This window comes from Bordetella sputigena (genome assembly GCF_965137885.1).
GTDB lineage: Bacteria > Pseudomonadota > Gammaproteobacteria > Burkholderiales > Burkholderiaceae_B > Bordetella_C > Bordetella_C sputigena.
The window spans coordinates 20,961-44,180 of sequence record NZ_CBCSCA010000003.1; the positions used below are offsets into that span (position 1 = coordinate 20,961).

Annotated in this window: 20 protein-coding genes; 3 read left to right on the top strand and 17 right to left on the bottom strand. The window is 65.6% G+C overall.

Annotated features, from left to right (window positions below; all coding sequences use genetic code 11):
* Positions 1–120: 120 nt before the first annotated feature.
* Complete coding sequence (gene ppx / locus ACNA0R_RS06035) at positions 121–1,611, top strand: exopolyphosphatase (protein ID WP_415825054.1); 1,491 nt, start codon at positions 121–123, stop codon at positions 1,609–1,611.
* A gap of 72 nt (positions 1,612–1,683) precedes the next feature.
* Here ppx and ACNA0R_RS06040 read toward each other — a convergent pair whose 3' ends face one another.
* The 5 genes from ACNA0R_RS06040 to ACNA0R_RS06060 form a co-directional block, all read right to left on the bottom strand.
* Positions 1,684–2,538 (bottom strand): GNAT family N-acetyltransferase, encoded by an 855-nt coding sequence (locus ACNA0R_RS06040; protein WP_415825055.1) that lies wholly within the window; start codon positions 2,536–2,538, stop codon positions 1,684–1,686.
* 141 nt (positions 2,539–2,679) lie between these two features.
* Positions 2,680–4,023, bottom strand: a complete 1,344-nt coding sequence (gene glmM, locus ACNA0R_RS06045; RefSeq protein ID WP_415825056.1) for a phosphoglucosamine mutase — start codon at positions 4,021–4,023, stop codon at positions 2,680–2,682.
* Between the two features lie 41 nt (positions 4,024–4,064).
* The gene (folP, locus tag ACNA0R_RS06050) at positions 4,065–4,940 is read right to left on the bottom strand and encodes a dihydropteroate synthase (RefSeq protein ID WP_415825057.1); all 876 of its coding nucleotides are present in this window, start codon (positions 4,938–4,940) and stop codon (positions 4,065–4,067) included.
* Between the two features lie 25 nt (positions 4,941–4,965).
* Positions 4,966–6,855 (bottom strand): ATP-dependent zinc metalloprotease FtsH, encoded by a 1,890-nt coding sequence (gene ftsH / locus ACNA0R_RS06055; RefSeq protein ID WP_415825058.1) that lies wholly within the window; start codon positions 6,853–6,855, stop codon positions 4,966–4,968.
* A gap of 161 nt (positions 6,856–7,016) precedes the next feature.
* Positions 7,017–7,658, bottom strand: coding sequence for an RlmE family RNA methyltransferase (locus tag ACNA0R_RS06060; protein ID WP_415825059.1), 642 nt, complete (start codon positions 7,656–7,658; stop codon positions 7,017–7,019).
* 17 nt (positions 7,659–7,675) lie between these two features.
* On the opposite strand from ACNA0R_RS06060, the gene ACNA0R_RS06065 reads away from it, so the two are divergent.
* Complete coding sequence (locus ACNA0R_RS06065; RefSeq protein ID WP_415825060.1) at positions 7,676–8,293, top strand: YhbY family RNA-binding protein; 618 nt, start codon at positions 7,676–7,678, stop codon at positions 8,291–8,293.
* Positions 8,294–8,341: 48 nt separating this feature from the next.
* Here ACNA0R_RS06065 and greA read toward each other — a convergent pair whose 3' ends face one another.
* Complete coding sequence (gene greA, locus ACNA0R_RS06070; RefSeq protein WP_415825061.1) at positions 8,342–8,818, bottom strand: transcription elongation factor GreA; 477 nt, start codon at positions 8,816–8,818, stop codon at positions 8,342–8,344.
* A gap of 486 nt (positions 8,819–9,304) precedes the next feature.
* Positions 9,305–10,633: a solute carrier family 23 protein gene (locus ACNA0R_RS06075; protein WP_415825062.1), complete on the bottom strand. Its 1,329-nt coding sequence runs from the start codon at positions 10,631–10,633 to the stop codon at positions 9,305–9,307.
* Between the two features lie 337 nt (positions 10,634–10,970).
* Between ACNA0R_RS06075 and ACNA0R_RS06080 the strand changes: the two genes are divergently transcribed.
* Positions 10,971–11,612, top strand: a complete 642-nt coding sequence (locus ACNA0R_RS06080; RefSeq protein ID WP_415825063.1) for a histidine phosphatase family protein — start codon at positions 10,971–10,973, stop codon at positions 11,610–11,612.
* A 62-nt stretch (positions 11,613–11,674) separates the two neighbouring features.
* On the opposite strand, the gene ACNA0R_RS06085 is transcribed toward ACNA0R_RS06080, so the two are convergent.
* The 10 genes from ACNA0R_RS06085 to ACNA0R_RS06130 form a co-directional block, all read right to left on the bottom strand.
* A complete protein-coding gene (locus ACNA0R_RS06085; RefSeq protein ID WP_415825064.1) occupies positions 11,675–12,439 on the bottom strand; it encodes an SDR family oxidoreductase in 765 nt (254 codons plus the stop codon).
* Positions 12,440–12,488: 49 nt separating this feature from the next.
* Positions 12,489–13,388, bottom strand: coding sequence for a lipid A hydroxylase LpxO (lpxO, locus tag ACNA0R_RS06090; protein WP_415825065.1), 900 nt, complete (start codon positions 13,386–13,388; stop codon positions 12,489–12,491).
* Between the two features lie 117 nt (positions 13,389–13,505).
* On the bottom strand, positions 13,506–16,751 hold the full coding sequence (carB, locus tag ACNA0R_RS06095; protein WP_415825066.1) for a carbamoyl-phosphate synthase large subunit: 3,246 nt from the start codon (positions 16,749–16,751) through the stop codon (positions 13,506–13,508).
* Between the two features lie 10 nt (positions 16,752–16,761).
* Positions 16,762–17,898 carry a glutamine-hydrolyzing carbamoyl-phosphate synthase small subunit gene (gene carA / locus ACNA0R_RS06100; RefSeq protein ID WP_415825067.1) on the bottom strand — a complete coding sequence of 379 codons (1,137 nt, stop codon included), beginning with the start codon at positions 17,896–17,898 and terminating at the stop codon, positions 16,762–16,764.
* Between the two features lie 305 nt (positions 17,899–18,203).
* A complete protein-coding gene (locus tag ACNA0R_RS06105; RefSeq protein ID WP_415825068.1) occupies positions 18,204–18,989 on the bottom strand; it encodes an ABC transporter permease in 786 nt (261 codons plus the stop codon).
* Positions 18,990–19,028: 39 nt separating this feature from the next.
* Positions 19,029–19,835, bottom strand: coding sequence for an ABC transporter ATP-binding protein (locus ACNA0R_RS06110; RefSeq protein WP_415825069.1), 807 nt, complete (start codon positions 19,833–19,835; stop codon positions 19,029–19,031).
* Positions 19,828–20,874, bottom strand: coding sequence for an ABC transporter substrate-binding protein (locus ACNA0R_RS06115; RefSeq protein ID WP_415825070.1), 1,047 nt, complete (start codon positions 20,872–20,874; stop codon positions 19,828–19,830). The genes ACNA0R_RS06110 and ACNA0R_RS06115 overlap by 8 nt, the downstream gene beginning before the upstream one ends.
* A gap of 24 nt (positions 20,875–20,898) precedes the next feature.
* On the bottom strand, positions 20,899–22,134 hold the full coding sequence (locus ACNA0R_RS06120; protein WP_415825071.1) for a CaiB/BaiF CoA transferase family protein: 1,236 nt from the start codon (positions 22,132–22,134) through the stop codon (positions 20,899–20,901).
* A gap of 51 nt (positions 22,135–22,185) precedes the next feature.
* On the bottom strand, positions 22,186–22,794 hold the full coding sequence (gene recR, locus ACNA0R_RS06125; RefSeq protein WP_415825072.1) for a recombination mediator RecR: 609 nt from the start codon (positions 22,792–22,794) through the stop codon (positions 22,186–22,188).
* A 90-nt stretch (positions 22,795–22,884) separates the two neighbouring features.
* Entirely contained in the window at positions 22,885–23,211 is a 327-nt protein-coding gene (locus ACNA0R_RS06130) for a YbaB/EbfC family nucleoid-associated protein (protein WP_086063738.1), read from the bottom strand.
* Positions 23,212–23,220 lie beyond the last annotated feature (9 nt).

The following is a 23,220-nucleotide window of genomic DNA, read 5'->3' on the forward strand; positions in this document are numbered from 1 at the left end:
TTCCATGACAACTTGGTATCCAATCCTGCAAGGCTACGCTGAATTTCCGACACCCGCGACCATGCGTCAAGTCGCGGCTCTCTATAATGACGCGTCCCCCGCTTTCTCGCTTTCTGCCGCATGGATCATCTACTGGCCGCCGTCGACCTGGGTTCAAACAGCTTCCGCCTGTCCATAGGACGCGTCGTCCAGCAGGAAGGCGCGGCGCAGATCTACCAGATCGACAGGCTGAAGGAAACGGTGCGACTGGCCGCCGGCCTGGACGCCGACAAACGGCTTTCGCGGGACGCCGTGGACCGCGCCATCGAAGTGCTGGAACGCTTTGGCGAAAGGCTGCGCAGCTTCCATCCCAGCCGCGTGCGCGCCGTCGCCACCAACACCTTCCGCGTGGCTCGTAACACCGCGGAATTCCTGCCCCGGGCCGAAGCCGCCCTGGGTTTTCCCATCGAAGTCATCGCCGGCCGGGAAGAAGCCCGCCTGATTTTCTCCGGCGTGGTCCATACGCTGCCCCCGTCGCCGAACAAGCGCCTGGTGATCGACATAGGCGGCGGCTCAACGGAAGTCATCATCGGCAAGGGCTATGAGCCGGGGCTGATGTCCTCGCTGTACATGGGCTGTGTCAGCTACAGCCGGCAATTCTTCCGCGACGGCGTCGTCGATGCCCATCAGATGAAGCTGGCCGAACTGGCCGCCCGCCGCGAAGCCGAAGTCATCGCCAAGCAGTACCGCAAGATGGGCTGGAAGGAGGCCTATGGTTCTTCCGGCACGGCCAAGGCCCTGTACGCCATTCTTACCGAATGCGGTTTTTCCAACCGCGGCATTACGCGCGCGGGGCTGAACAAGCTGAAGGACCGCATCGTCCGCTCGGGCCGCGTGATTCCTTCGGAACTGCCCGGCATCAAGGTGGAACGCGCCGACGTGCTGCCCGGCGGGCTGGCCATCATGAGCGCGCTGTTCGATGAATTGAATATCGATGTCATGCACACCGGCGACGGCGCCTTGCGCCTGGGGGTGCTGTACGACCTGCTGGGCCGCGACGATCAGCACGACAAGCGCGACGAATCGGTGCGGCAGTTCATGAAGCGCTACCACATCGACGCCAACCAGGCGGCGCGCGTGCGCCGCGCCGCGCTCACGCTATTCCAGGAAGCCGGCATCGAAGACAGCTCGGAGCGCCACGAACTGGCGCGCGCCTTGGGCTGGGCCGCCGATCTGCACGAAATCGGGCTGTCTATCGCGCACAACGACTATCACAAGCATTCCGCCTACGTGCTGGGCAATGCCGACATGCCGGGCTTTTCCCGCGACGACCAGCGCCTGCTGGCCCTGCTGGCGCTGGGCCATCAGGGCAAACTCGCCAAGCTGGAACCGCTGGTGCGCAACCGGGAAGAATGGCTGACCATCCTGTGCCTGCGGCTGGCCGTGCTGCTATTCCGCCGTCGCGAGGACCTGGAAACCCTGCCGCTGACCGTTTCGGTACGGGGCGATTCGATCGTGATCCGCGTGCGGCACGAGTGGCTGGCGGACCATCCGCTCAGTGACTTCACCCTGCGCGCCGAGGAATCGGAATGGCGCAAGGTGGGGTTCTCGTTCGAGTTGCTGGAGTTCTAGGCCGCGGGCGCCCTGGCGCCGCACAGGGCCTTTCGCGAGGCGGACGCCGCGCCGCGGATCGGCGCCGGAACGTCAGGCTGCCTTGCGTACCGGCCGGCCGATACCTTGCGCGGCAGCCGCCGCCTCGGCCTCTTCCATCAGCGACGGCAGGCCGAAGTGACGGCGATACCGTTCATCCATGCGGTTCATTTCCAGCAGAACCGGAAAATCGGCCGCATTGAAATCCGGATCCCAGGCCGGCTCGCCGCAGATCCTGGCGCCCAGCTTCAGATAGCCCTTGATCAGCGGCGGCACACGGGCCGGCAGCGTCGTGCTGTTGAGCTTTTCCAGCGGATAGCGGTGCAGCGGCTGCACGCGCGGTAGGGTGGCGTCGCCCAGATGGCCGGCCACCGCACGCCAGACCTCCGCGGCGGTAACGCCGTCATCGCGCAGGCTGACGCTGGCACAACCCAGCAGATAGTCGTAGCCGCCGCGCCGCATGACTTCGGCAACGCCGGACCACAGCAACATGATCACCGCGCCGTTGCGAAAGTCGGGGTGCGTGCAGGAACGCCCCGCTTCCACCAGCCGGTCTCGCAGGGGCCCCAGGCCGGACAGATCGAACTCCGATTCGGAATAGTAGCCGCCGGCCTCGCGGGCATTTTCCGGCGTCAGCAGCCGATACGTGCCCACCACGCGCCCGGTATGCAGTTCACGCACCATGACGTGCTCGCACCAGGCATCGAAACGGTCCTGATCGATGCCGTCATGGGCATCCGGGAAGACAGCGCCCATGTCTTCGGTAAAGACCCGGAAGCGCAAGCGCTGGATTTCCTCGATCTCTTCCGCCGTACGCGCCAAACCGACGACGAGGCCGCCCGCGGCGGGATTGGTCCACGTATCCGGCGTGGCGGTGCGATCGGGGTCGATGCGGACTAGTTCAAGCATTCGGCCAACTCCTAGGTGTCCGGGTAGTGTGGGCGTCATGTATGTCAGGTATTTGACCGACATGTTACGTGACTGTGAAGCATCGTGCTTCGGACTCTGGCCAGGAATTGCGGGTTTTCACCGCAACAAAAAGGTGACAGGCTAGTCGGCCGTCAGGCTGGCGGCGAGGCTCTGCGCGCACGACATGGCCAGCGCGGGTTCCTCCGCTTCGACCATCAGGCGCAGCTTGGGTTCGGTACCGGAAGCGCGGATCAATACACGCCCCCGGCCGGCCAGCTGCGCTTCGCATTCGCGCTGCGCCGCCTGCAGGCCAGGATGGGACTTCCAGTCCTGCCCGGGCGTCAACGGAACGTTGATCATCTGTTGAGGGTACATGCGCAGATCGCTGATCCAGTCAGCCAGCGTGCTGTCGTTGCGGCGGAGCGCGGTCAGGACCTGCAGGGCCGCGATGATGCCATCGCCCGTGGTGTGGCAATCCAGGCAGATCAGGTGCCCGGAGCTTTCGCCGCCGTACAGCCAGCCACGCGCCTGCATTTGCTCCAGGACGTAGCGGTCGCCCACATCGGCGCGGTGGAAACCCACGCCCACCTGCTCCAGGCGGCGCTCCAGCCCATAGTTCGTCATCAGCGTGCCCACCGCGCCGGCGACGGCGCCGCGCTGCATGCGCTCCTTGACGATGGCGTACAGCAGCTCATCGCCGTTGTAGATGCGGCCGCTGGCATCCACCATCTGCAGGCGGTCCGCGTCGCCGTCCAGCGCGATGCCCAGGTGCGCTCCGCGCGAACGGACTTCGGCAGCCAGCGCCTCCGGATACAGCGCGCCGACGCCCTTGTTGATGTTGAAGCCATCCGGCTGGACACCGACCGCGTACACGTCGGCGCCCAGTTCGCGAAAGACGTGCGGCGCGATGTGGTACGCGGCGCCGTGGGCGGCATCGACCACCAGGCTGAGCCCATTCAGGTCCAGGTCGTTGGGGAAGGTGCTTTTGCAGAATTCGATATAGCGCCCCGCCGCGTCATCCAGGCGCCGGGCGCGCCCCAGGGCTTCCGAGGTCACGCAGCCCAGCGGTTCGTCCAGGGCGGCTTCGATGGCGGCTTCCGTCTCGTCCGGCAGCTTCATGCCGCGGCTGGAGAAGAACTTGATGCCGTTATCGTGATAAGGGTTGTGCGAAGCGCTGATGACGATGCCGGCGGTCTGCCGCAGCACGCGCGTGAGGTAGGCAATGGCCGGCGTGGGCAGCGGACCGGCCAGCAGCACGTCGATGCCCGCGGCGGAAAAGCCCGCCTCCAAGGCGGACTCCAGCATATAGCCCGAGATCCGCGTGTCCTTGCCTATCAATACCTTCGGGCGGCTGCCGCCGCGCGTGTCGCGGGCCAGCACCTTGCCGGCCGCGTACCCCAGCCGCAAGGCGAATTCCGCATTGATGACGGGACCACCGACCTCGCCCCGCACGCCATCCGTGCCGAAGTATTTACGTGTACTCATGTATGTATGTCCTATGGCGAAGCGCCGGATTGCCTGCCGGCTTACTTGCTGGTTTCCCTGACGGGATTCCGGATATCGGTGGGAATGCCGCCCTGCTCGACAGCCTGCCACACTTTGAGTGCATCCACTGTCGCGGCGACGTCATGGACGCGGACGATGGCCGCGCCGCGGGCGACGCAGGCCAGGGCCGCGGCGATGCTGCCCGGTAAGCGGCCGCGCACGTCGCGGCCGGTCGCGTGGCCTATCATCGATTTGCGTGAAACACCGACCAGCAGCGGGTAGCTGGAAACCCGCAGGCTGCCCAGCCGCCTGGCCAACTGGTAGTTCTGGTCCGGCGTCTTGCCGAAACCGAAGCCCGGATCCAGAACGATACGGCGCGGGTCGACCCAGGCGCTGCGCAGCTTCTGCGCACGCGCGCCCAGGAACAGGCCGATCTCGCCCAGCAGGTCGCTGTACTCGGGCTTTTCCTGCATCGTACGGGGCTCGCCCTTCATGTGCATGACGCACAGCCCGCAGCGCGACGGGGCCACGGCCTCGATGGCGCCGGGCTGACGGAAGCCATAGATGTCGTTGATCATGTCGGCGCCGGCATCCAGCACCGCGCGCATCACGACCGGTTTGAAGGTATCCACGGAAAGCGGCACGCCGCAATCGCGCAGGGCCTCGATCAGCGGCAACACGCGCGCCAGCTCGTCCTCTTCGGACACGGGGGCGGCGCCGGGGCGGGTCGATTCGCCGCCTATATCCAGGATGTGCGCGCCTTCTTCCACGAGTTGGCGGGCATGGGCGATAGCGGCGTCGGCGTCGTCATGGTCGCCGCCGTCCGAAAAGGAATCCGGCGTGACATTGACTATGCCCATGACCAGCGGGCGCTCGAGGTCGAACTCGTAGCGCCCGCACAGGAAGGTATTGGCCATCTATACGCGTCGCGCGAGGCAGTCCTCAGACCGCCGGAGCGGTGCTGTTGCCCCCCGGAGCCAGACCGCTGGGCGGGCTGTCGGGAGCGTCGGACGGACCCTGCGGGGTCTTCGGCGGACGCGGCGGCCGGCCAGAGATGATGTCGTCGATCTGGTCGGCATCGATGGTTTCCCATTCGAGCAGGGCGGCGGCCATGGCTTCCACCTTGTCGCGATTGCCCTCCAGGATCTTGCGCGCCACGTCGTACTGCTCGTCGATGATGCGGCGTATCGACGCATCGACCTTCTGCATGGTGGCTTCCGACACGTGGGTCGTCTTGGTGACGCTGCGTCCCAGGAAGACTTCGCCTTCGTTTTCCGCGTACACCATGGGACCCAGGTCCTGATCCATGCCGTAGCGCGTGACGATATCGCGCGCGATGGCGGTGGCGCGCTCGAAGTCGTTCGAAGCACCCGTCGTCATCTGGTCCATGAACAGTTCTTCGGCGATGCGCCCGCCGAACAACACGGCGATGGTGCTGAGCAGGCGCTGCTTGTCCATGCTGTAGCGGTCGCTTTCCGGCAACTGCATGGTCACGCCCAGGGCACGCCCGCGCGGAATGATGGTGACCTTGTGAACCGGATCCGTCTTGGGCAGCATGCGCGCCACGATGGCATGACCGGACTCATGGTAGGCGGTGTTTTTGCGTTCCTCTTCCGGCATCACGATGGAGCGGCGTTCGGCGCCCATGATGATCTTGTCCTTGGCCTTTTCGAAGTCCGACATATCGACGGTGCGGCCGTTACGGCGCGCCGCGAACAGCGCCGCCTCGTTGACCAGGTTGGCCAGGTCGGCGCCCGAGAAGCCGGGGGTGCCGCGCGCCAGGACGGATGCATCCACGTTCGGCGACAGCGGAACCTTGCGCATATGCACCTTCAGGATTTGATCGCGGCCGCGGATATCCGGCAGCGGCACCACGACCTGGCGGTCGAAGCGGCCCGGACGCAGCAGCGCCGGATCCAGCACGTCGGGACGGTTGGTGGCGGCGATCACGATGACGCCCTGGCCGGATTCGAAGCCGTCCATTTCCACCAGCATCTGGTTCAGGGTCTGTTCGCGCTCGTCGTTGCCGCCGCCCAGGCCGGCGCCACGCTGACGGCCCACCGCATCGATTTCATCGATGAAGATGATGCAGGGGGCGTGCTTCTTGGCGTTCTCGAACATGTCGCGCACGCGGGCCGCGCCCACGCCGACGAACATTTCCACGAAGTCCGAACCCGAAATGCTGAAGAAAGGCACCTTGGCTTCGCCAGCGATGGCCTTGGCCAGCAGCGTCTTGCCGGTACCGGGCGAGCCGACCATCAACACGCCGCGCGGAATGCGGCCGCCGAGCTTCTGGAACTTGCTGGGGTCGCGCAGGAAATCGACCAGCTCCTGCACGTCTTCCTTGGCTTCGTCGCAGCCGGCGACATCGGAGAACGTGATCTGGTTGGTGTTCTCATCCAGCATGCGCGCCCGCGACTTGCCGAAGCTGAAGGCGCCGCCGCGCCCGCCGCCCTGCATCTGTCTCATGAAGAAGATCCACACGCCGATCAGCAGCAGCATGGGGAACCATGAGACAAAGATATTCATCAGCAGCGATTGTTCTTCGCGCGCCTTGCCGGAAACCTGCACGCCGTACTTGAGCAGGTCGGAAACCATCCAGAGATCGCCCGGCGAAGTCAGCGTATACGGGCGACCGGCATCCGGCGTCACGTAGAGCATGTCTCCCTGCACGTCGACCTTGCGGATGCGCCCCGCCTTGGCGTCGTCCATGAACTGCGTATAGCTGACGCCGTCCTGGGACTGGGTGCGCCCGTCGAATTGCTTGAAGACGGTGAACAGCACCAGCGCTATCACCATCCACACCGCAACTTTGGAAAATGAATTATTCAAGGTCGATCTCCTGCTTTCGATTCCGACCAGTGATTGCGGCACTCTCTGCCATAGGACACAACCACAAGGATGTCAATAGCGATTCTACCCCGTCGAGGGGCTTACGTGGGACGTTCCCCCGGGAACGTCGATTTCGAGGCAATTTCGGGCCTTGGGTGGTCTTAGCCCGGATGTTTCAGGGTCCTCGCGACAAGAAAAGTTTCAGACGAATTAGGCCGCGATGCCTTCGGCTTACGCTCCACCACCCGTTTGAAATGCTGCTTGAACGATTGCACGATCTGGGAAAACCCGCTTCCATGGAAAGCTTTTACGATCAGCGCGCCGTCCGGCTTCAAATGAGCCAGCGCAAATTCCAGCGCCAGCTCGCAGACATGCTGGATGCGCGCCGCGTCGGCGTCGCCTACCCCGGACAGGTTGGGGGCCATATCGGAAATCACAAGGTCCACCGCCTGCCCCCCCAGGGTTTTCTCCAGTATTTCCAGAACGGCATCCTCGCGGAAGTCTCCCTGGATGAACTCCACCCCCGCCACGGGCTCCATCGGCAGAATATCGAGCGCGACGATGCGGCCATCCACGACTCCCCCGGGTCCGGCCAGACGCTCGCGCGCGACCTGCGACCAGCTGCCCGGGGCGGATCCCAGGTCCACCACGACGTCGCCGCGTCGCATGAGCTTTTCGGTTTCCAGGAGTTCGATCAACTTGAAGGCGGCGCGGGCGCGATAGCCCTTCTGTTGCGCCATCTTCACGTAGGGATCATTGATATGCTGATGCAGCCAATCCTTGGAGAATTTATTCTTGGCCATTCCCGTACAATTCCGCCATGCCTATATTAGAAATTACATCTCGAGAGCGTAGCGCGCTGCGGTCGGCCGCCCACGCCTTGCGCCCGGTCGTCCTGATCGGCGACAAAGGACTGTCGGACGCGGTCCTCAAGGAAATCGACGCCAATCTGACCTCGCACGGCCTGATCAAGGTGCGCGCGGGCGGCGAAGACCGCGACACGCGCGAGGAAATGCTGGCGTCCATCTGCGACTCGCTGTCCTGCGCGCCCGTCCATCACCTGGGTAAAGTCCTGATTCTGTATCGGCCCAGCGCCGCCATGCCCACGCCGGTCGCGCCGGCCGCGCCCGCCAGCCAGGCCAAGCGCAAGGCCTCGGAGCCTTATACGCCCAAGAAGCTGGCCGCGGAAGGCAAAAGCCTGGCGAAACCGGCCCGGGCGCCGCGCAAGACGGCGGTCCCAGGGGATGACCATCCTCGCCACGACCGGACCGAGCTCAACAAGGCGGGCAAGCCCGTGCGTCCCAGCACGCGTAAAACCGCCGCCCCCGCGCATGGTATTCCCCGGCGCTCGGGCAGCGCGCTCAGCCTGCGCGCCGGCGCCCGCGGCGCCGTCCAGCGCCCCGCCGCGCGGCTCGGCCGCAAGACGGACAAGCGCTAGCGCCACCGGCCGCGACCTGAAGTCGCCGCCGGCCGGCGCTGCACCGCTTTACAGATAGCGGACGCTGATCACCTCGTACTCGCGTACGCCCGACGGCGCCTGGACTTCCACCACATCGCCTTCGCTCTTGCCGATCAGCGCGCGCGCCACCGGACTGGACACGGAAATCTTGTTCGCGCGGATGTCGGCCTCGACGTCACCGACGATCTGATACACCAGGCGGTCGCCCGAATCCAGGTCTTCGATCTCCACCGTCGCGCCGAAAACGGCACGCCCATCGGCTTCGAGCTCCAGCGGGTTGATCACGTGCGCGTTCGACAGCGTGGCCTCCAGCTCGGCGATGCGGGCCTCGATAAAGCCCTGGCGCTCGCGCGCGGCGTCATATTCGGCGTTTTCAGACAGGTCGCCCTGGGCGCGGGCCTCCGCGATGGCATTGATCACGGAGGGCCGCTCAACGGTCTTGAGCCGGTGCAGTTCGCGGCGCAGGCGTTCGGCGCCGTCTACCGTCAACGGAATGGCTGACATATCGCAATCTCTACTAAAAGTGGAAAACGCCCCCGCCGGGGGCGTTTCGATAAAGGTCAAAGCGCGGCGGCGTCATGCCGGCCAGGGTATGCAAAACAGGGACGGTGCTATCGCGTGCGGCAATCGGCAGGCGCCGCCGCAAAGGCCGCGCGCCAAGCCCCATCCGGGAAGGAACCCGCAGGTATCCTTACCGTGCCTCCTTGCCGTGCCTGCTCTTCCCTGCCGGCGTCCACGCCGGCGGCGGCAAGCTTCGACCAAAACAAAACCCCGGCTCGGAAACCGGGGCGATCAGGTGACATTGTGGTCAAAGTCGGACTGAATTGCAAGCCGCCAGGCAGCTGGCTGCGAAGCCCGTCGGACGACGTAACCGCCAGTACCGCCGATCGCGGGGCACGGGTCGCCGGCTCCGGCCTGCGAACCCCGACCGCGAGCCCTGGGCGGCGCGGCCCGCCCCGCGAGCTCCGGGGATCGCCCCCCGAGCCCGCGTCAGCCTTCCTGGCGCTCCCGGCCCAGCGGGCGCAGCAAGGCATACAGGATGATGGCGCCGAAAGTCGCCGTACCGATGCCGCTCAGCGCGAACCCGCCCAGGCGCACGGTGAAATCGCCGGCGCCCAGAACCAGCGTGACAGCCGCCACGATCAGGTTGCGGTTGTCGCTGAAGTCCACCCGATTGACGACCCAGATGCGCGCCCCGGCCACCGCGATCAGGCCGAAGACGACTACCGACATGCCGCCCAGCACCGGGCCGGGTATCGTCTGGATCAGCGCCCCGAACTTGGGTGAAAAACCCAGCAGGATGGCGATCAGCGCGGCGACCGCGAACACCACGGTGGAGTAGATGCGCGTCACGGCCATGACGCCGATGTTCTCGGCATAGGTCGTCACGCCCGTGCCGCCCACCGCGCCCGACACCATGGTGGCGATGCCGTCGCCGACGAAGGCGCGGCCCAGATAGCGGTCCAGGTCCCGGCCGGTCATGGCGCTGACCGCCTTGATATGCCCCAGGTTTTCCGCCACCAGGATGATGGCCACCGGCACCAGCAGCCCCATCGCCGACGCCTGGAAGACCGGCGCGGCGAAGCGCGGCAAGCCCAGCCAGGCAGCCGCGGCCACGCCGGAGAAGTCCATCGGCTTGCCCAGCCCCAATCCATTGGCGCAGATGGCATACACAACGCAGGCCAGTATCAACCCGGCCAGGATAAGCAGTCGCTGCAGCATGCCGCGCGTGTACACGGCGATGGCCCCCACGCAGAGGATGGTGACGATGGCCATGCAGGCGTCGAAGCCGGACGTGCCCATGGCCCCCTTGACGGCGACCGGCGCCAGATTCAGGCCGATGACCGCCACGACGGCGCCCGTCACGACCGGAGGCATCAGCGCCTCGATCCAGCGCGCGCCGCCACCGGCGCCCGCGCTGGCGGACCAGACCAGCACGCCGATCAGCGCGTACACCAGACCGCACAGGATGATGCCGCCGAGGGCGACGCCGATGTTGGGATTCGGCCCCCCGCCCGCGTAGCCGGTCACGGCGATCACCCCGCCGATGAAGGCGAAACTCGAGCCCAGATAGCTGGGAACGCGCCCGCCCACGAAAACGAAGAAGATCAGCGATCCGACACCCGACATCAGGATGGCGACATTGGGGTCGAAACCCATGAGCAACGGCGCCAGCACCGTGGAGCCGAACATGGCGACCACGTGCTGCAAGCCCATCGCCGCGGTCTTGGGCCACGGCAGGCGTTCGTCGGGCGCCATGACGGCCCCCGGCGCGATTTCGCGGACCAGCCGCCAGCGTGGGAAATAGGAACCGGACATTTCTCCCCCCTGTTGTGTAAGAAACGGCCGCAAGTTTATCGGGGCTCAAGTTTTTACGGTAGCGTGCCGTTATTCCGCTTGCTACTCATCCTTGGCGGTCGACGTTCCGCAGCCGTGCCGCCGCGCTATGTGCCCGGCGTCGGCAGAAGCCTCCACGCTCCAGTCACAGATCGCTGCCTTGCGCCAAGAGCAGGCCGAAGCCGTCAAGGGCTCGATCACCGACTGAGCGAGCGCGGGAGCCGATCGGCCATCGGATTGGCGGATATTATCGAGGTTTGCACCGCGCCTTGCCGCCTTGGCGGCGGGCTATCGCCGCCTCCTTTCACTGCACCATCTCATGACCGAAATCTGGCTGATCCGCCATGGAGAAACCGACTGGAACCGTGCCCGCCGGCTGCAAGGCTGGAAGGACACGCCGCTGAATACCCATGGCCTGAACCAGGCGCGCCATTTGGCCGAACGCCTGCAGCATGATGCCCGCAATGGCGCCTTCGACGCCCTGTACAGTAGCGACCTGGAGCGCACCATGCGGACCGCCGAGCCCGCCGCCGCGCGCCTGGGCCTGCGCGTCCGGCCCGAACCCGGCTTGCGCGAACGCTGCTACGGCGTGCTGGAGGGCGTCACCATGGACCGCATGGACATTGAACAGCCCGAGGCAGCCGCCGCCTGGAAGAGCCGCGAACCGGACCGCGTGGTGGACGGCGGCGAAACGCTGCGCCAGTTTCACAACCGCATCGTCGCCACCGTCGATGACATCGCCGAACGCCATGGCGGTGGCCGGGTGCTGGTCTTCACCCATGGCGGTGTGCTGGATATCGTCTGGCGCCATGCGCATGGCATCCCGCTGACGCACCCGCGCGATGCCGCGCTGCTGAACGCGGGCGTGAACCGCCTGGCGGTGGACGACCGCACATGGCATGTAATGGGATGGGGCGACGTCACGCACATCGCCACGCTGTCGGCGGACGATATCGTTTGACGCGGCGCCGGCGACGACCGCAAGGCCCGCGGACTAGGGTCGGCGGCTTGCGCGGCGCTCGCCTATACGCCCTGCCGCGGCTTGCGTGGCGCGTTGCGCGCCAGCCTGTCGTAGACCACATTCGGCAATAGCCGCATCAGCCTGGCCACCACGCCCATCTGCCAGGGAATCACCGTATAGCCGCGTCCGCGTTCGATCGCCATCGCCGCGCGCGCGGCGAAAGCATCGGCGTCCATCAGGAACGGCATGCGATAAGGGTTGTGCGCCGTCATCGCCGTGCGGATATAGCCCGGCGCGATGGTGACCACGCGCACGCCATCGCCCGCCAGCTCGTTGCGCAGGCTTTCACAATAGGTGGTGACGGCCGCCTTGGACGCGCTGTAGGCGCCGGCGCCGGGCAGCCCACGCACGCCGGCCACGCTGGATATGCCGACCAGGCGGCCCGATCGCGCGCGGCGCATGGGCTCGATGAAAGGCTCGAAGGTCGCCACCGTCGCGAGCAAATTGGTCTGGACGATGGACTGGAACACCTGGAAGTCCTCTTCGTGTTCCGTCAATGTACCGGCGCTGATGCCGGCGCTGGCGATCACGCCATCGACGATACCGCCGCTGCGCGCCAGAAAATCGCGCGCCGCCGCGTGCAGCGCCGCGCGGTCCCGCACGTCCACTGCGTACCAGGCATGCGATCCCGGCAAGGCCTGGACCAATTCACGCAAGGCGTGCTCGCGCCGCCCCACCAGGCCCAGGGAGACCCCGCGGGCGGCGTAGTGGCGCGCCAGCGCCTGCCCCAGGCCGCTGCTGGCTCCGGTTATGAAGACATGCCGCATGAGCGTCTGAAAGCTTGTCCGGCTATCCGGGCTATCCGGGCTATCTGGCTCACGGCCAGAAGATCCAGGCCAGGATCCCCAGGACGATCCCCCACTTCAACACGTAGTAGAGGGTCTTGTTGTACTTCTTGATGCGCTTGCCGAAACGGCGCACGGCATAGACCGAACCGAAAATCCGGTTGATGCCGCCGGTGCGGTCGCCCTCTTGATTGGGCGAGGTCGCCGCCCTCAGCAGCACGCCGCCGATGAAATGGTTGACCGCCTGCGCCCAGCGATAGCGCATGGGGCGCTCGATGTCGGCGAACAGAATGATGCGGTTGACGTCGGTCTTGTTCTCGGCGTAATGGATGAAGGTTTCGTCGAACACCACGGCTTCGCCGTCACGCCAGTAATAAGTCTGGCCGTCGACGTCGATATAGCAATCCGCGTCGTTGGGCGTGATCAGGCCCATGTGGAAGCGCAGGGATCCCGCGTAAGGATCGCGATGGCGCGGCAGCCGGCTGCCGGGCGGCAGCGCCGTGAACATCGCACCCTTGATGGACGGGATGCCGGCCAGCAGGCTGGTGGTGACCGGACACAAGGCGCGCGCCGAAGGATGGTCGGTGTCGTACCACTTCAGGTAGAACCGCTTCCAGCCACTCTTGAAGAAGGAATTGAAGCCGGCGTCGTTATAGGTGTTGGACACCTTGATGTGCCCGGCCGAGAACAGCGCCTCCGCTTCGGCGCGGATGTCCTGCCAGCGCTGCTGGAGCACCTTCAGTTCAGGGAATTCCGACAGCGCCAGGTAGGGTTCGTTCGGGACGCGCGAAAACGCGTACATGAACACGTTGATGGGCGCCGTGAAGGTGGAATGGTCCAGTGCCTGGCGCGCAAAACGATGGCGGACCCTGCCGCGGAAGTGCACGATCGTCGCGCAAATGACGAACAGGGCAAGTATCCACCATTTCATATCGACCTCCAGCGCGCGGCGCTGCCCTTCTAGTCCTCAATGGACTGACGCGGCCGTGCCGCTACAGTCCGGTTACCTGCGACCGCCGCGACAGGATTGCCGCGGCGCACAAGGCGCTCAGCCCGCCGCCACGAGCGAGTCGTGCAGCGTTTGCAAAGGATACACCTGCAAACCATGCCCTTGCCGCATGTACTGCATGCCTTCCACCGCGGCGCGGGCGCCGGCGATCGTGGTGTAGAAGGTCACCCGCGCGGCCAGCGACTGCGTGCGGATGGCGCGCGAATCGGCGATGGCGTTGCGGCGCTCTTCCACCGTGTTGATGACCAGCGAGACTTCGCCGTTCTTCAACATGTCCACGATATGCGGGCGGCCTTCGGTAACCTTGTTGACCACCTGCACGGGGATGCCAGCCGCATCGATCTCGGCGGCGGTGCCGCGCGTGGCCACCAGCTTGAAGCCCAGGGCGTGCAGGCCGCGCGCCACTTCGACGGCACGGGGCTTGTCCTGCGGCTTGACGCTGATGAAAGCCGTGCCGCTTTCGGGCAGGCGGATGCCGGCGGCCATCTGCGACTTGACGAAGGCCTCGCCGAAGCTGGCGCCCACGCCCATGACTTCGCCCGTCGACTTCATTTCGGGGCCGAGGATGGTGTCCACGCCCGGGAACTTGACGAAGGGGAAGACGGCTTCCTTGACGCAGAAGTAGCTGGGCACGATCTCGCGCGTGACGCCCTGCGAGGCCAGCGTCTTGCCGGCCATGGCGCGCGCCGCGATCTTGGCCAGCTGCAGGCCCGTCGCCTTGGACACATAGGGCACCGTGCGCGATGCGCGCGGATTCACTTCCAGCACGTAGACGTCGCCGTCCTGGATGGCGAACTGCACATTCATCAGGCCGCTGACGTTCAGCGCCTTGGCCATCATGGTGGTCTGGCGCTTGATTTCCGAGATGATGTCTTCCGACAGCGAATACGGCGGCAGGCTGCAGGCCGAGTCGCCCGAATGCACGCCGGCCTGTTCGATGTGTTCCATGACGCCGCCGATGAAGACGGTTTCGCCATCGGCCAGGCAATCGACGTCCACTTCGGTGGCGTTGTTCAGGAAGCGGTCCAGCAGCACCGGCGAATCGTTGCTGACCTTGACCGCTTCGCGCATGTAGCGCTCCAGGTCCTGCTGTTCATGCACGATTTCCATGGCGCGGCCGCCCAGCACATAGCTGGGACGCACGACCAGGGGATAGCCGATTTCCGCAGCATGGGCCAAAGCTTCCGCTTCCGTGCGCGCGGTGCGATTGGGCGGCTGGCGCAGGCCCAGCTTGTTCAGCAGCTTCTGGAAGCGTTCGCGGTCTTCCGCGACGTCGATGGATTCCGGGCTGGTACCGATGATGGGCACGCCGTTGGCTTCCAGCGCGCGCGCCAGCTTCAGCGGCGTCTGGCCGCCGTACTGGACGATCATGCCAACCGGATTTTCCTTGTGAACGATCTCCAGCACGTCTTCCAGCGTCAGCGGCTCGAAATACAGGCGGTCGGAGGTGTCATAGTCGGTCGACACGGTTTCCGGGTTGCAATTGACCATGATGGTCTCGTACCCGTCCTCGCGCAGCGCCAGCGCGGCGTGCACGCAGCAGTAGTCGAACTCGATGCCCTGGCCGATACGGTTGGGACCGCCGCCCAGCACGATGATCTTCTTGCGGTCGGTGGGCGCGGCTTCGCACTCTTCTTCGTACGTGGAGTACATGTACGCGGTGCGCGTGGCGAATTCCGCCGCGCAGGTATCGACGCGCTTGTAGACCGGGCGCACGTTCAGCTGATGGCGCAGGCGCCGCACCTCGGATTCCGAAGTATCCAGCAGGAAAGCCAGACGGCGGTCCGAGAAACCGCGGCGCTTCAGGTGCCACAGCGTGTCGTAATCCAGCTCGGCCAGGGTCTTCTGTTCCAGCGCCAGTTCGATGTCGACGATTTCCTTGATCTGCGCCAGGAACCACGGATCGATGTGCGTCAGATTGTGCACTTCGTCCAGTGTGAAGCCCTGGGCGAAGGCGTCGCCCACGTACCAGATGCGTTCCGGACCAGGCTCGCCCAGTTCGACCTGCAGCTTTTCGCGGTCGGTGGTCTTCTGGTTCAGCCCGTCCACGCCGACTTCCAGGCCGCGCAGCGCTTTCTGGAAGGATTCCTGGAAAGTCCGGCCGATGGCCATGACTTCGCCGACCGACTTCATCTGCGTGGTCAGGCGGGCGTCGGCGGTGGGGAATTTTTCGAAGGCGAAACGCGGCACCTTGGTGACCACGTAGTCGATGGTCGGCTCGAAGGACGCCGGCGTCGCGCCGCCCGTGATTTCGTTGCGCAGCTCGTCCAGCGTGTAGCCGACGGCGAGGCGCGCGGCGACCTTGGCGATCGGGAAGCCCGTGGCCTTGGAGGCCAGCGCCGACGACCGCGACACGCGCGGGTTCATTTCGATGACGATCATGCGGCCGTTGGCGGGGTTGACCGCGAACTGCACGTTGGAGCCCCCCGTATCCACGCCGATTTCGCGCAGCACGGCGATGGAGGCATCGCGCATGATCTGGTATTCCTTGTCCGTCAGCGTCTGCGCCGGCGCGACCGTGATGGAATCCCCGGTGTGCACGCCCATGGGGTCGAGATTTTCGATGGAGCACACGATGATGCAGTTGTCGGCGCTGTCGCGCACGACTTCCATCTCGAATTCCTTCCATCCCAGCAGCGATTCTTCGATCAGCAGCTCATTGGTGGGCGAGGCTTCCAGGCCACGGCGGCAGATGGTTTCGAACTCTTCCGCGTTGTAGGCGATGCCGCCGCCCGTGCCGCCCAGCGTGAAGCTGGGGCGGATGACCGCGGGAAAGCCCGAGGTGCCCAGTTCGGTGGCGATGCGCTTCTGCACTTCCCAGGCTTCGTCCATGGAGTGGGCGACGCCGGATTTGGCGGACTCCAGGCCGATGTCGGTCATGGCCTGCTTGAACTTCTGGCGGTCCTCGGCCTTTTCGATGGCTTGCTCGTTGGCGCCGATCAGTTCGACCTTGTAGCGTTCCAGCACGCCGTTATGGGCGAGGTCCAGCGCGCAGTTCAGCGCCGTCTGGCCGCCCATGGTGGGCAGCAGGGCATCGGGCCGTTCGCGCTCGATGATTTTTTCGACGGCCTGCCAGGTGATGGGTTCGATGTAGGTGACGTCCGCCGTTTCCGGGTCCGTCATGATCGTGGCGGGGTTGCTGTTGACCAGGATGGTGCGATAGCCCTCGGCCTTCAGCGCCTTGCAGGCCTGGGCGCCCGAGTAGTCGAATTCGCAGGCCTGGCCGATGATGATGGGGCCGGCCCCGATGATCAATATGCTCTTTATGTCTGTTCGCTTGGGCATGGTGCAATCTTTAGGCAGTCTTGGCTTGGCCGGACATCTGGCTGATGAACTTGTCGAATAGCACGAGGATGTCGTGCGGCCCCGGGCTGGCTTCAGGGTGTCCCTGGAAGCAGAAGGCGGGCCGGTCGGTCAGTTCGAAGCCCTGCAACGTGCCGTCGAACAAGGAAATATGGGTAACGCGGGCGTTCTTCGGCAGCGTGGCCGCGTCCACTTCGAAGCCGTGGTTCTGGCTGGTGATGAAGACGCGCTTGCTGTTGATGTCCTGCACGGGGTGGTTGGCGCCGTGGTGGCCGGTCTTCATCTTGCGGGTCTTGCCGCCTACCGCCAGGCCCATGATCTGGTGGCCCAGGCAGATGCCGAACACCGGCAGCTTGCGGTCCAGGAAGGCGCGCGTGGCGTCGACGGCGTAGTCGCAAGGCTCGGGGTCGCCGGGGCCGTTGGCCAGGAACAGCCCGTCCGGGTTCAGTTTCAGCGCTTCTTCGGCGGGCGTCTGGGCCGGCACCAGGGTGATGTGGCAGCCACGGTCGGCCAGCAGGCGCAGGATGTTGCTCTTGACGCCGAAATCGTAGGCAACAACGTGGAACTTGTCGGTCTTGGGGTGGCTGAAGCCCTGGCCCAGGTGCCACGTGCCTTCGGACCATTCGCTCCGCTTGTCGATCGATACCGTCTTGGCCAGGTCCTGGCCCGACATGCCGGGGAAGGCGCGCGCCAGCTCCAGGGCGCGATCGACGTCGTCGCCAACCAGGATGCAGCCGCCCTGGGCGCCCTTTTCCCGCAGGATGCGCGTCAGCTTGCGGGTATCGATGCCGGCGATGGCGACGATGCCCTGCGCCTTCAGGTAGTCGGGCAGCGAGCTGGTGGAGCGGAAATTCGACACGCGGGCCGGGCAGTCGCGCACGATCAGGCCGGAAGCGAACACCTGGCGCGATTCGACGTCTTCATGGTTGACGCCGGTATTGCCGATATGCGGGTAGGTCAGCGTGACGATCTGGCCGGCGTAGCTGGGATCGGTCAGGATTTCCTGGTAGCCGGTCATGGAGGTGTTGAACACGACCTCCGCCACGGTGTGCCCCGGCGCGCCGATGGAAATGCCGCGGAATACGGTACCGTCCGCCAGGGCCAGAATAGCGGGAGAAGGCCGATGCACCCCATCGGACCCCTCGGAAAAAACCCCTGGAAATAGTTGCGGCAGCACGATAAACCCCGGCTTGAGAATTCAGTAATCAAACCTTGGGATTATAACCTGAACCGCTTTTTTCCCCGGAAAGCCGCGCCAGCGCTGGCTTTGCGGCCCACGCGGGCTGGTCGCGGGAAGCGCGCAGCGCTTCGAAAACGGCCTTCATCACCATCCGACGCACGCAGCCGCCGCAGCCGATCCGGGACGCCGCGGATCCGGCTCCGCCGGTCCGCCAGCGTCGCCCCCTTGGGGGAAGCGCGCAGCGCTTCGGGGGGTTACAACTTTTCTGTTTCGCCGGCGCGCGGCTGCCATTTCATCAGGCGCCGCTCCACCAGGGTGACGATACCGTCGAGCACCAGCGCGAACAGGGTCAGCACCACGATGCCGGCAAAGACCGTGTTGACGTCCAGCGTGCCTTCGGCCTGCAGGATCAGGTAGCCGACGCCGCTGGCCGAGCCCAGGTATTCACCCACGACGGCGCCGACGAAGGCCAGGCCCACGGACGTGTGCAGGCTGGAGAACACCCAGCTGGTGGCCGACGGCAGGTAGACATAGCGCAGCAACTGACGGCGGTCGGCGCCCAGCATGCGGGCATTGTCGAGCAGCGTCGTACTGACCTCGCGCACGCCCTGGTAGACATTGAAGAAAACGATGAAGAACACCAGGGTGACCGCCAGCGCGACCTTGGACCAGATGCCCAGGCCGAACCACATGCCGAAAATAGGCGCCAGGATGACGCGCGGCATGGAGTTGGCGGCGGTGATGTAGGGATCGAGGATCGCGCTGGCCTTGGGCGACAGCCCCAGCCACAGGCCGCAGGCCAGCCCGGCCACCGTGCCGATCAGAAAGGCGAGCACGGTTTCGGTCAGCGTCACCCACAGATGCCGATAGATATCGCCGTCCGTGATGAACCAGGCCCAGATGCGTTGCGCGACTTCCAGCGGCTGGCCGAAGAAGAAGGCGATGTTCGGGCTGCGTGAAGCGATATGCCAGGCCAGCAGCAGGATGACCAGGAGCGAAATCTGCCACAGGCGCAGGAATTTGGTACCGGTTTTGATCATGTTGGACAGGGGCAGCCTAGGCGTCTTTCGTTGCGGCCGTCAGGCCTGTTTCTGCTGGGCATAGCCCTTGAGCACTTCCTCGCGCAGCACGTTCCAGATGGCGGCGTGCAGCTCGACGAAGCGCGGATGCGTGCGGACTTCCGCCACGTCGCGCGGACGCGGCAGGTCGATGGCGAACTCGCCGATGGGATGCGTGGCCGGGCCGGCCGACAGCACCACGACGCGGTCGCTCATGGCGATGGCTTCGTCCAGGTCGTGCGTGATGAACAGGACGGCCTTGCGCTTGGCCATCCACAGCTCCAGGACTTCGTTTTCCATCAGTTGGCGCGTCTGGATATCCAGGGCGGAAAACGGCTCGTCCATCAGGATGATGTCGGGATCGCGGATCAACGTCTGCGCCAGCATCACGCGCTTGCGCATGCCGCCGGACATCTGGTGGGGATAGCGGTGCTCGGACCCGCCCAGGCCGACGCGGCGCATCCATTCACGGCCGCGCTCCGCCGACTCCCGGGGGGACAGGCGGGCGAACTGCAGCCCGGCCGTGACGTTGTCCAGCGCGTTGCGCCAGGGCATCAGCGCCTCGCCCTGGAACATATAGCCGGCGCGGCTATTGATGCCGGACAGCGGCTGGCCGAACACGCGCACCTGGCCCGACGACGGGGCCAGCAGGCCCGCGCCGACGTTCAGCAAGGTGGACTTGCCGCAGCCGGTCGGGCCGACCACGGAGACGAACTCGCCTGGCGCGATGGACAGGCTGGCGTCCCGGACGGCGGTATAGCGCTGACCCCCTTCCCGGGAAACGAAGGTGCAGGTGATATTGTCCAGCGCGAGTGCTGCGTCAGCCATTCGGATACTTCTGGTTGGCGCGCTTGGCGAACTCGTTGGTCCACATCTTGGACGGATCGACCTTCTTGGGATCGAAGTCGGGCACGAAGGCGGCCAGCGCCCTGACCGCCGTGGCGGCGCCGTCTTCGGGAATGATGCCGTCCGGCGAAAAACCGTCCATGCTGGCCTGCAGGGAGGCCTTGTAGACTTCCGGCTCGCCCAGCAGGTAGCTCTTGGGCACCGCGTTGACGATGGCGTCCAGATTGTTGCGTTGCGCCTGGATCCACTTGTCGGCGCGCACAATGGCGTTGGCCAGGGCCTGCACGGTATTCGGGTTGGCGTCGATATAGCTCTGCGAGCAATACAGGCAGCCGGCCGGCATGTTGCCGCCGAAGATTTCCTTGGTGTCCTTCAGCGTGCGGGTATCGACGACGATCTTCAGGTCGCCCGATTTTTCCAGCGCCGTGACCACGGGATCGGTATTGGAGATGGCGTCGATCTGGCCGGTTTTCAGCGCGGTGATCGCGCCGGCGCCGGCGCCCACGCCGATGATGGAGACGTCCGAAGCCTTCAGGCCATGCTTGGCCAGGAAGAAGTTCACCACCATATTGGTGGACGAGCCCGGCGCGGTCACGCCGATCTTCTTGCCCTTCAGGTCGGCGGGCGATTTGTAGTTCGGCATGTTCTTGGTCGACACGCCGAAGCCGATCATGGGCGCGCGGCCCTGCAGCACGAAATCGCGATAGAACTGGCCCTTGGATTGCAGGTTCAGCGCGTGCTCGAAGGCGCCGGAGACAACGTCCGCGCTGCCGCCCACCACGGCCTGCAAGGCCTTGGCGCCGCCGGCGAAATCGGCGATGGTGACGTCCAGGCCTTCATCCTTGAAGTAGCCGCGGACTTCGGCGATGGTCAGGGGCAGGTAGTAGGTCAGCGCCTTGCCGCCCACGGCGATCGCGACCTCTTTCTTTTCCAGCTTCTGCGCCCGCACGATGGCGGGGGCCAGGCCCAGGGCGCCTGCCGCGCCGGCAAGCTTGAGCCAATCACGTCGAGTCACGGACATTTTTTTGTCTCCAGGTGGTGAATCCTATGTGCCGATGGCGCCCGAAGCAGCCAGGGCGGCGATAGCCGCAGCATCATACCCCAGGGATTTCAGCACTTCCTCGGTATGTTCCCCTAAGCGCGGGCCCACCCAGCGCGTCCCGCCGGGGGTTTCCGACAGCTTGGGCGTGACGGCCGGCAGCTTGACCGGGCTGCCGTCGGCGAAGCGATGCTGCTCGATCATGCCGCGCGCCAGGAACTGCGGATCGCTGAACATGTCGGCCACGCTGTAGATCTTGCCGACCGGCACGTCGGCGCGCTGCAGGGTGTCCAGGGCTTCATCGATGCTGTGCGTATCGCACCAGGCCTGGATGGCGCCGTCGATGTCGTCCACCCGGCGAGCCCGGCCGTCGTTGCGCGCCAGCGCGGGGTCGTGAGCCAGGTCGTCGCGGCCGATGGCCAGCATCAGGCGATGGAAGATGGCATCGCCATTGCCGGCGATGACGATGTTCTGGCCGTCGCGGGTGGTGTAGGTGTTGGATGGCACGATGCCCGGCAGCGCTCCGCCGGTGCGCTCGCGCACCACGCCGGCGACGTCGTATTCCGGCACCAGGCTTTCCATCATGTTGAAGACGGCTTCGTACAGGGCCACGTCCACCATCTGCCCCTGCCCGCCCGACGTGCCGTTCCAGCGGCCGCCGGTGGCGTCGCGATGCCGCAAGGCCATCATGGCGCCGATGACGCCGTGCAGCGCGGCGATGGAGTCGCCTATCGATATGCCGACGCGCACCGGCGGGCGGTCGGGATGGCCCGATACATAGCGCAGCCCGCCCATGGATTCGCCGATCGCGCCGAAACCGGGACGGTCGCGCAACGGGCCCGTCTGGCCGTAGCCGGACAGGCGCACCATGATGGTGGCGGGATTCAGGGCGCGCAGCTGTTCGTAGCCCAGGCCCCATTTCTCCAGGACGCCGGGGCGGTAGTTTTCGATGATGACGTCGGCGTCCAGCGCCAGCTTCAAGGCGACTTCGCGCGCCGCGGGGTCCTTCATGTTCAGGGCCACCGAACGCTTGTTGCGGGCCTGCACGGTCCACCACAGCGAATTGCCTTCGTGCAGGTGCCGCCAGGTGCGGATGGGATCGCCGCCGCCCTTGCCGTCCGGCCCATTGGGCGTTTCGATCTTGATGACGTCGGCGCCGAATTCGCCGAACATCCGTGCCGCGAAAGGGCCGGCGATCAGCGTGCCGAGTTCAAGGACTTTCAGTCCGGTCAAGGCGGACATGAGGATAGTCTCCGTTGTCATTCGACGGACCGGACCCTGCCGGCCCGCGCCTTACGTTGCCTTGCGCTCCATCAGCGCCCAAGCGATGGTGCCCGCATCCACGTATTCGAGCTCGCTGCCGGCCGGCACACCGCGCGCAAGGCGGGTCACGGACAAGCCGCGTTCGCGCAGCGCTTCGCCGAGGAAATGCGCGGTGGTCTCGCCTTCCGCCGTAAAGTTCGTCGCCAGGATGACCTCGGTGACGACGCCGTCGCCGGCACGCGCCAGCAGGCGTTCGAAGTCCAGCTCGCGCGGACCGACGCCTTCCAGCGGCGCAACGCGTCCCATCAGCACGTAGTACAGGCCGCGATAGCCGTGGCTGGACTCGATCATGTTCTGGTCGGCCGGCGTTTCCACGATGCACAGCTGCGTCGGATCACGCTTGGGATTGCCGCAGGTCGCGCAGATTTCCTCTTCCGTGAAGCTGTTGCAGCGCGCGCAATGGCGCAGGTTGTGAACGGCCGACGCCAGCGCCTGGCCGAGCAGGTCCGCGCCGCGCGGATCGTGCTGCAGCAGGTGGTACGCCATGCGCCGGGCCGAGCGCACGCCCACGCCGGGCAGGCGCCGCAGCGCCTCGATCAGGGCACGCAGGGGTTCGGGTTCGGGAAGCGTAGGTTCCATGGGTCGCGCGGACGCCGGCATGGACGCGAATCCGCGTGCCGCGGCGGCCGCTCAGGACCGGGGCGCGACGCGCGGGTGCGCCGTGCGGGTTCAGAAGGGGAACTTCATCCCCGGTGGCAGGGGCATGCCGGCGGTGACGCCGGACATCTTCTCCTGCGCGGTGGCCTCGGCCTTGCGCAGGGCGTCGTTGAAGGCGGCCGCCACCAGGTCTTCCAGCATGTCTTTGTCGTCGCCCGTCAGCGACGGATCGATGGCGACGCGCTTGACGTCGTTGCGGCAGGACATGGTGACCTTGACCAGGCCGCCGCCCGACGTTCCTTCGACCAGGATGTCGGCCAGCGCTTCCTGCGCCTTTTTCATGTTTTCCTGCATTTGCTGGGCTTGACGCATCAAGCCTGCCAATTGTCCTTTCATCATGATGGAAGC

Coding starts and splice junctions, on each gene's coding strand:
- ppx (WP_415825054.1), top strand. CDS start 121: ATGGATCATCTACTGGCCGCCGTCGACCTGGGTTCAAACAGCTTCCGC.
- ACNA0R_RS06040 (WP_415825055.1), bottom strand. CDS start 2,538: ATGCTTGAACTAGTCCGCATCGACCCCGATCGCACCGCCACGCCGGAT.
- glmM (WP_415825056.1), bottom strand. CDS start 4,023: ATGAGTACACGTAAATACTTCGGCACGGATGGCGTGCGGGGCGAGGTC.
- folP (WP_415825057.1), bottom strand. CDS start 4,940: ATGGCCAATACCTTCCTGTGCGGGCGCTACGAGTTCGACCTCGAGCGC.
- ACNA0R_RS06060 (WP_415825059.1), bottom strand. CDS start 7,658: ATGGCCAAGAATAAATTCTCCAAGGATTGGCTGCATCAGCATATCAAT.
- ACNA0R_RS06065 (WP_415825060.1), top strand. CDS start 7,676: ATGCCTATATTAGAAATTACATCTCGAGAGCGTAGCGCGCTGCGGTCG.
- greA (WP_415825061.1), bottom strand. CDS start 8,818: ATGTCAGCCATTCCGTTGACGGTAGACGGCGCCGAACGCCTGCGCCGC.
- ACNA0R_RS06075 (WP_415825062.1), bottom strand. CDS start 10,633: ATGTCCGGTTCCTATTTCCCACGCTGGCGGCTGGTCCGCGAAATCGCG.
- ACNA0R_RS06080 (WP_415825063.1), top strand. CDS start 10,971: ATGACCGAAATCTGGCTGATCCGCCATGGAGAAACCGACTGGAACCGT.
- ACNA0R_RS06085 (WP_415825064.1), bottom strand. CDS start 12,439: ATGCGGCATGTCTTCATAACCGGAGCCAGCAGCGGCCTGGGGCAGGCG.
- lpxO (WP_415825065.1), bottom strand. CDS start 13,388: ATGAAATGGTGGATACTTGCCCTGTTCGTCATTTGCGCGACGATCGTG.
- carB (WP_415825066.1), bottom strand. CDS start 16,751: ATGCCCAAGCGAACAGACATAAAGAGCATATTGATCATCGGGGCCGGC.
- ACNA0R_RS06105 (WP_415825068.1), bottom strand. CDS start 18,989: ATGATCAAAACCGGTACCAAATTCCTGCGCCTGTGGCAGATTTCGCTC.
- ACNA0R_RS06110 (WP_415825069.1), bottom strand. CDS start 19,835: ATGGCTGACGCAGCACTCGCGCTGGACAATATCACCTGCACCTTCGTT.
- ACNA0R_RS06115 (WP_415825070.1), bottom strand. CDS start 20,874: ATGTCCGTGACTCGACGTGATTGGCTCAAGCTTGCCGGCGCGGCAGGC.
- ACNA0R_RS06120 (WP_415825071.1), bottom strand. CDS start 22,134: ATGTCCGCCTTGACCGGACTGAAAGTCCTTGAACTCGGCACGCTGATC.
- recR (WP_415825072.1), bottom strand. CDS start 22,794: ATGGAACCTACGCTTCCCGAACCCGAACCCCTGCGTGCCCTGATCGAG.
- ACNA0R_RS06130 (WP_086063738.1), bottom strand. CDS start 23,211: ATGATGAAAGGACAATTGGCAGGCTTGATGCGTCAAGCCCAGCAAATG.